A 6,595-nucleotide genomic window follows, 5' to 3' on the forward strand; every position below is an offset into this window, starting at 1 on the left:
TGGCTTTTTCTTATTCAGCTAACGGAGCAGGTTGAATAAGTAGTAGGGTTTTGGAAAATAACAAAAACTTTTTGCAACAAAAATAGCTAGGAAATGCAATATTGGGAATTTGCATTTCTTAGCTATTTAGGACCTAGTTCAACCCTTCATTAGCTTAATAAGGGGTCTTCAGTTTTGCTATTCTTAATAGTGGAGTAAATAATAAAAATGATAAGAATCGAAGCCAAAACAGTGGAGGAACCAATTGTCCCTAAATCTAATCCACCTTTTGCGTGTGGTTTTGTAAGAAGGTCTCCTAATGTAGCCCCAAAAGGTCGAGTCAAGACAAAAGCAATCCAAAACAAGAACACACGAGAAACTTTTGTGAAGTAATAGGAAAGGACAATAATTACCAATAAACTTCCTATTAAGATTGCTCCTCCTTTATATCCAAGACCACTACTATCAGATAAGAAGTCTCCGAAAGCGGTACCCAATGTATTCGAGAATAAGATTGCAGTCCAATAGAGTATTTCAACTTTACGAGTGTGAATATGATTAATATCTAACGATTTTTCACTTACATACCAATATCCAAAAATCATTAACAAAATTGCGATTAATAAACTTGAGCCAAGAGTATAGCCTAATCCCAATGTACGGTCAATTAAATCAGACATCGCCGTACCAGCGATACTGGTTGAGGAAATAACACCCCAATAAAGCACTGGTAAGTACCTATTCGTCCTAAGTTGAGCAAATAGTGTCACTAAAAATATTCCGAAAAATATTAAAGTGCTAATTACATATCCAGCTCCTAAGGTCTGTGACAACAAATCGCCAGCGGTTTCACCGAGTGTAGTCGCTCAAATCTTCATAATCCAAAATATAACCGTGACTTGAGCAATTTTTTTAATAACTTTTTCCTCTTCCAAAAATTTTTCCTCTCCTTATAATAGTTTGCATGTAAATTTGTATCTCTAAATTTCAACGAACAAATAATTTATAACATTAGAGTCTTAAATTTCACTTAATTAAATCTTAAGAAGTCGTTAAATTAAAAATTCACCATGAAAATAAGTTTCCTCAAGAATAGAAAAATGATAATACTTAAGAAGACCCTGCTCAATCGTTAAAAAAAGAGGAGAGCGTAATGAATAGTCTATTTAAGGGGCAGGTTTGTTGAACATTAAATTGGTTCATTAATGTCGCTTTTGAAACAAATTGCGAAACAACTTGGTTTGGAGATACGGGTTATTGGTTGTTGTTGTGGATAATATTAATTGAAGATGCGAAATCTAACTGTAAAAATTTTGGGAGTGAGCATCATGAAGAAAATGATTGTTCTCTTTACGATTTTATTAATGTTTGCAACAAATAACTTGGTTAATGCTAAACCTCCAGAGCCAAAGGAAATTAAACCGTATGCAGAAGACTGGTATGTTACACCAGAAGATATTATTGGAGATATTATATTTCCAGCTATTGATAAAAGGGTAATAAAAGAGTATGGAGGAAAAGAGGCTTCTGGTTTTGGCTGGCAGCAACAGAGGATTGTTAATATTGTTTATAACAACAATCATTCTTATGATATTTCCTTAAGAATTCAAGTTCCTGACAGTAACAATAATCCATTTGAATATGCAGAAGACTTGGTTAAAGTAAGAGTATCTCCATCTTGTGATAGTCCTAAAATTGAATGTAGTCATGGCTTTAAGGTAGAAGTATTAGACTACAAACATTTAAATAAATAATAAACGAGAAAGGTGTTACCTTTAATTGGTAGCACCTTATTTAGAATCGACCTTGTTCAACTAACGGGTGCTTTTGTCTACTTTAGCGGGCATAAAATTTTCGTTACTGCGGCATATTATATTTATAAAAATATTTTAATGAATTGAGGTCTTTGAAAAATGGATGAAATGATAACTACTAATCAAGTAGAAGAAGTAAATAAACAACTGAAAAAAATTCCCAAGGAAGCCGAAGAAAGAAGAATTGAAAATCAGCCGCAAACAGGTAAAAACGAGAAAGCCATCGAGCCATTTTAATCCGGACAATAGCAAACCGAAGGATTTTGCTGACCACAAATTTCATAAACAAAAAAATGAGGAATGGGGAAATCCCGATCCCCATTGAACGGTAAATGTTAGACACCGACTTTATTGCACTAAAGGGTGCAATAGTTGAAGATCCAGCTGCCAAAAATTCTTGGTGGCTTTTTCTTATTAAAGATGAAATGTAGGAGTGAAAGTATGGATAAAAACAAACGGAAAACACCAAATGTATCAGGAAGTTTTCAAGTGATTGAAGATGACCGAAAAAAAACTATTGAGGAATTAAGAAAAGACAACAAATTAGATGAAGAAACGGAATACTACGCACGAATTTTTATGGAAGATTAGGCGTTTCATTCAACTAGCGGATTGTAATACTTGAAAAGCTGGCTGCTATTGCCGGCTTTTTTGTTATTCAACTAAAGAAGCAGGATAGTTAAATTAGAGGGATAATTTGCAACTTTGAAAAACAAAGTCGGAAACTGACTTTTTAGTAAGTGAAAACAAAGTTGGCTACTCCACCTAAAAATCCTGTTTAACCGATGTATATTAACCTATCAAATAAAATTAAATTAATCGGTTTAAATTTGGTGTTTGGTTCCCATCCTTTTTAGTTCCCGAATTTTTCATTCTGTTATCCCTTCACTATTCCTCTTTGCTTCCTCCGTAAATAAGATGACCATCTGCTCCATAAACTGTTATATCGCTGGTTTAATCATTTCATCTTTAGAAGTAATATACCAAACCCACAACGCAGCCGTACCTGAACCTCCGCTCATACCAGCCAAGTCGTCCCGAACATAAAATTTATTTGGCTGTAAACTGCCTTCACTATTTATAATGATGGTCTTTGCCTTGTCTCTGGCAAATCCGTATAGAATGGAGAAATCCTTTTGGACATTATTTTCAACTCTCCAGGTTATTGGTCCATTCTCTTCCTTTTCCTCTCTGAATTCTTGGAAATCCAATCCTGGAATCATTTTTACCATTTTGGTATGGTCTTTGCTGATAAGAACAGGAAGGATTCCGAATTCAGTCTCGACAAAAGCCACATTTGAATCGGTATCAATTAAAATCACTTTTTTGCAATCCTCATTCTGTGCTTCTATTTTTGCACAGATTGCTTCTTCCAAGGATGTAGTAGGAATATAATTAGAACCAGGACTTGAACCAGGACGGGAAGCTGAAAAATAAAGTACCACAATTAATCCTAAGCAGAGTAAAGCTATTAAAATTTTTTTACTCATCTCCATCGCTCCCATAATTTTATATTATTCAGACAATTACAATTATAAACCACACTCTGTCTTAGGAATAAATATGGATTTTATATTAATACTCTCAAATTCTTGTTCAACTAACGGGTGCTTATCTACAATAAAGTAATATAAATGATCTTCCACAATCTGCGCTTTAATGGAGTAACGAAAAGGAGCCCAATTTCTCTATTATAATATAGAGGAATTGGGCTTATTAATATTCGATTTTCCTTAACTTTGTAAATCCGCATTTTCCTGACACTACCCCTGGAAGTAAAAATGGAGTAAGTAGATACTTGTCAAAACACAAAAGGGGAGCACATCTTCACGTATATGGTTCATTAAAAACAACAATATGCTTTTGAATATTGTTACAACGAAAGACGATTAGCCTTACTTCTGTAGGAAGTAAGGCTAATCGTCTATGATTTTAGGTTAATTGAAACCTGTCTTTTTTACAGTGGTTGTACATATAATGCAATAAAAAATGATTAAAGGTGGTTTTATGTGGGGACCAATTTAGGAATAATTATGAGTGCATTATGTACTGCGGTTGGAGCGGTGCCTGCTTTGTTATTAAACAATGTATCGCACCGCGTTAAGGATAATTTATTGGCATATAGTGCAGGGATTATGGTTGCAGCGTCTACCTATGCATTAATTCCTTCTACCTTAAAGCTTTCAAACATGTTCGTATTAACTTTAGGGATTTTACTCGGGACAGCTATGCTTACCATATTAGAAATTATCTTACCACATGAAGAAGTTGACCATTCAACCCATGGTTCTGGACAAGCAAGGCCACTTCTATTAATAGCTGCTATGGCTATACATAATATACCAGAGGGACTGTCAGTAGGAGTCAGCTATGCTAGTAAATATGAGGGTTTAGGATCCCTTGTTTCCATTTCAATTGGACTTCAAAATATACCGGAAGGATTTCTTGTATGCTTATTTTTAGTTTCTAATCGTATTCCTAAAGTACAAGCTTTTTTATATACTGCTTTTACAGGAGCTATTGAGTTTGTATCAGCTTTTCTTGGAATCCATTTAACTGACCAATTCCTTAATATCGTACCATATGGACTAGCATTTGCAGCCGGAGCCATGCTTTTTGTTGTGTATAAAGAGTTAATTCCTGAAAGCCATGGAGATGGAAACGAACGATCGGCAACCTTTTCTTTTGTCATGGGACTATTAACGATGATTTTTATTATTGAGTTGTCAATCTAAATATAAAAAATAAACCTTTTTATCTTGGGATTAAACTAGTAAGTTGAGTTTAATCCTATTTTTATTGTCGAAATATTATATATGTTTTTTGGTATAGAAGCTTTAATCTCCTCAGTTTGGAGAAAGCTAAGATTTCCTTTACCAGAATAAGCAGTATCTGCGAGTACTTCATCAATGGTTATTTTTTGTTCAATCGTCTTATTCACTAACGTTTGAAGCTGTTTCCCATCATCTTCATTTCTGAGGTTATATGAATAGCAGTGAAGATTTCTTCCTCTGTCATTGCAATATGGTTTTTATATCCGTAAAAAGTTCTAGACTTAGACTTTCTCCCAAAACGTGCATCAGAGTCTACTGCAGAGGAAATTCCTTTATTAGTCAATAGTCTCTCATCTTCAATAATTTGCTTTATGACGGTTATCTTCTCAAGCAAGCTGCCTTCGGCATCTGGGAGTTTGTCCTCCAACACATCCTTTAGCTCCACCAAATATTGCAAAAGTTGTTTCGCTTTTTCTTCATCAATACCCTCTAATTGTGGAAACTTAGGAAGCTTTTTATAAAGTTTAGAATACTGTTTCTTTACCCCTTTTAATAGTCGATTAGCAGCTTTTTTTAAAACATCTAAAGGCTTATCCTTGGCTGCGTTTACGATAGTATGTGTTGAATCGATAATGAGGGTGTTTGACTTTATTAATCCTTTTTCCACGCATTGCTTAACAATATGGACTAATACCTTTTCAATTCGATTAGCTCCAAGTCTATGTACATTGTGAAGTGTTAGCAGGTTAGTGGAACAAGAGAATACAAAATTAGTATGAGCTTTTGCGATTGCTGGGCTCATTTTTCAATCGGAGCATAACCAACCAGCACATATTAGAGGTAATTTATGGGGATGGTATTTATAGTATTTCTATTTTGGAGGTTGCTTATGGAGGAAATGGGAACCCAGATAAGGTTAACTGCGGGTGAGATCGGTCAACTTTGGATGCAATACTTAAATGATAGTTCAAGCGTTTGTGTCCTCACATACTTTTTAGAAAAAGCCGAGGATGATGAGATTAAGCCTATAATTGAATTTGCTTTAGAGTTATCTAAATCACATGTTAAAAAAATTACATCTATATTAACTGAGGAAAAAAATGCAGTTCCGCATGGTTTTAGGATTGAAGAGGATGTTGATATAACAGCTCCTAGACTTTTTTCTGACGGTTTTGTTCTGAATTTTTTAAACCAAATGTCGAAGGTCGGACTTACTTTATATGGAGCCGCGGTAGCAGCATCCGTAAGAAATGACATAAGAACTTATTACATGGACTGCCTTACGGAAACAATGGAATTATATAATCGAACAACGGAATTATTATTGTCCGAGGGTTTGTTTATCAGGTCTCCGAATCTGCCAAATTTGGAGAAGGTTGAATTTGTGAAAAAGCAATGGTTTATGTTAGATGTGTTTGGAGAAAAAAGACCGTTAGTCGCAGCGGAAGTCGATAATTTATTTGCTAATCTACAAAGAAATGCACTCGGAGTAGCTACACTTACTGGATTTAGTCAGGTTGCCCAGGACAAGGATGTAAAACAATTCTTTTTAAAGGGTTTAGAAGTTGGGAATAAACACATTAGATTATTTAGAGGGAAGTTAGAGGAAAGTAAACTCCCTGTACCGATGGGTTGGGATGCAGAAATAACTAACAGTACATCACATACATTTTCCGATAAACTCATGATGTACCTTACATCTGGTTTAATTTCTATGAGTGTTGGTTATTATGGTACAGGTGTCAGTCAAAGTCCAAGAGGAGATATTAGTTCAATGTATAACAGGCTGTCCTTAGAAGTGCAGATGTATGCTGAAGATGGTGCTAATATCATGATAAAAAATCGATGGTTGGAACAGCCTCCAATGGCATCGGATCGTGATGAATTAATAAGAAAAAGGAATTAATTATAATCCATATTCGAGTCCTTCTGCAAATAAACAGTAAGGGCTTTTTTTATTCTCATTTGATTTATGAAATTCCTTCCTGATATTTTGTGAAGAATTTCACTTAAACTACCATGAAAATA

Annotated in this window: 8 protein-coding genes and 1 pseudogene; 5 read left to right on the forward strand and 4 right to left on the reverse strand. The window is 34.7% G+C overall.

Going from position 1 to position 6,595, the window contains the following annotated elements; translation table 11 throughout:
- Positions 1 to 149: 149 nt before the first annotated feature.
- Together J7E67_RS23380 and J7E67_RS31910 are read right to left on the reverse strand one after the other, a co-directional pair.
- A complete protein-coding gene (locus J7E67_RS23380) occupies positions 150 to 584 on the reverse strand; it encodes a COG4705 family protein (RefSeq protein ID WP_285290738.1) in 435 nt (144 codons plus the stop codon).
- A pseudogene (locus tag J7E67_RS31910) lies at positions 564 to 833 on the reverse strand (hypothetical protein); the annotation flags it as partial. The pseudogene J7E67_RS31910 and the gene J7E67_RS23380, both read right to left, overlap by 21 nt.
- A 474-nt stretch (positions 834 to 1,307) precedes the next feature.
- On the opposite strand from J7E67_RS31910, the gene J7E67_RS23385 reads away from it, so the two are divergent.
- From J7E67_RS23385 to J7E67_RS23395, 3 genes are all read left to right on the forward strand, one after another.
- Positions 1,308 to 1,733, forward strand: a complete 426-nt coding sequence (locus J7E67_RS23385) for a hypothetical protein (protein WP_214718005.1) — start codon at positions 1,308 to 1,310, stop codon at positions 1,731 to 1,733.
- Between the two features lie 159 nt (positions 1,734 to 1,892).
- On the forward strand, positions 1,893 to 2,030 hold the full coding sequence (locus tag J7E67_RS23390) for a hypothetical protein (RefSeq protein ID WP_180247647.1): 138 nt from the start codon (positions 1,893 to 1,895) through the stop codon (positions 2,028 to 2,030).
- Between the two features lie 204 nt (positions 2,031 to 2,234).
- Positions 2,235 to 2,384: a hypothetical protein gene (locus tag J7E67_RS23395; protein WP_214718004.1), complete on the forward strand. Its 150-nt coding sequence runs from the start codon at positions 2,235 to 2,237 to the stop codon at positions 2,382 to 2,384.
- Between the two features lie 350 nt (positions 2,385 to 2,734).
- On the opposite strand, the gene J7E67_RS23400 is transcribed toward J7E67_RS23395, so the two are convergent.
- Positions 2,735 to 3,283, reverse strand: coding sequence for a hypothetical protein (locus J7E67_RS23400; protein WP_214718000.1), 549 nt, complete (start codon positions 3,281 to 3,283; stop codon positions 2,735 to 2,737).
- Between the two features lie 543 nt (positions 3,284 to 3,826).
- On the opposite strand from J7E67_RS23400, the gene J7E67_RS23405 reads away from it, so the two are divergent.
- Positions 3,827 to 4,528 (forward strand): ZIP family metal transporter, encoded by a 702-nt coding sequence (locus tag J7E67_RS23405; protein WP_214718043.1) that lies wholly within the window; start codon positions 3,827 to 3,829, stop codon positions 4,526 to 4,528.
- 205 nt (positions 4,529 to 4,733) lie between these two features.
- On the opposite strand, the gene J7E67_RS23410 is transcribed toward J7E67_RS23405, so the two are convergent.
- On the reverse strand, positions 4,734 to 5,234 hold the full coding sequence (locus J7E67_RS23410; protein ID WP_214717997.1) for a hypothetical protein: 501 nt from the start codon (positions 5,232 to 5,234) through the stop codon (positions 4,734 to 4,736).
- Between the two features lie 222 nt (positions 5,235 to 5,456).
- Between J7E67_RS23410 and J7E67_RS23415 the strand changes: the two genes are divergently transcribed.
- Entirely contained in the window at positions 5,457 to 6,473 is a 1,017-nt protein-coding gene (locus J7E67_RS23415) for a DUF3231 family protein (RefSeq protein WP_214717995.1), read from the forward strand.
- Positions 6,474 to 6,595 lie beyond the last annotated feature (122 nt).

This window comes from Bacillus sp. ISL-46 (assembly GCF_018613205.1).

What these genes read in the sequence shown, in the direction of transcription:
- J7E67_RS23380 (WP_285290738.1), bottom strand. Translation starts at nt 584, where the DNA reads ATGATTTTTGGATATTGGTATGTAAGTGAAAAATCGTTAGATATTAAT.
- J7E67_RS23385 (WP_214718005.1), top strand. Translation starts at nt 1,308, where the DNA reads ATGAAGAAAATGATTGTTCTCTTTACGATTTTATTAATGTTTGCAACA.
- J7E67_RS23390 (WP_180247647.1), top strand. Translation starts at nt 1,893, where the DNA reads ATGGATGAAATGATAACTACTAATCAAGTAGAAGAAGTAAATAAACAA.
- J7E67_RS23395 (WP_214718004.1), top strand. Translation starts at nt 2,235, where the DNA reads ATGGATAAAAACAAACGGAAAACACCAAATGTATCAGGAAGTTTTCAA.
- J7E67_RS23400 (WP_214718000.1), bottom strand. Translation starts at nt 3,283, where the DNA reads ATGAGTAAAAAAATTTTAATAGCTTTACTCTGCTTAGGATTAATTGTG.
- J7E67_RS23405 (WP_214718043.1), top strand. Translation starts at nt 3,827, where the DNA reads ATGAGTGCATTATGTACTGCGGTTGGAGCGGTGCCTGCTTTGTTATTA.
- J7E67_RS23415 (WP_214717995.1), top strand. Translation starts at nt 5,457, where the DNA reads ATGGAGGAAATGGGAACCCAGATAAGGTTAACTGCGGGTGAGATCGGT.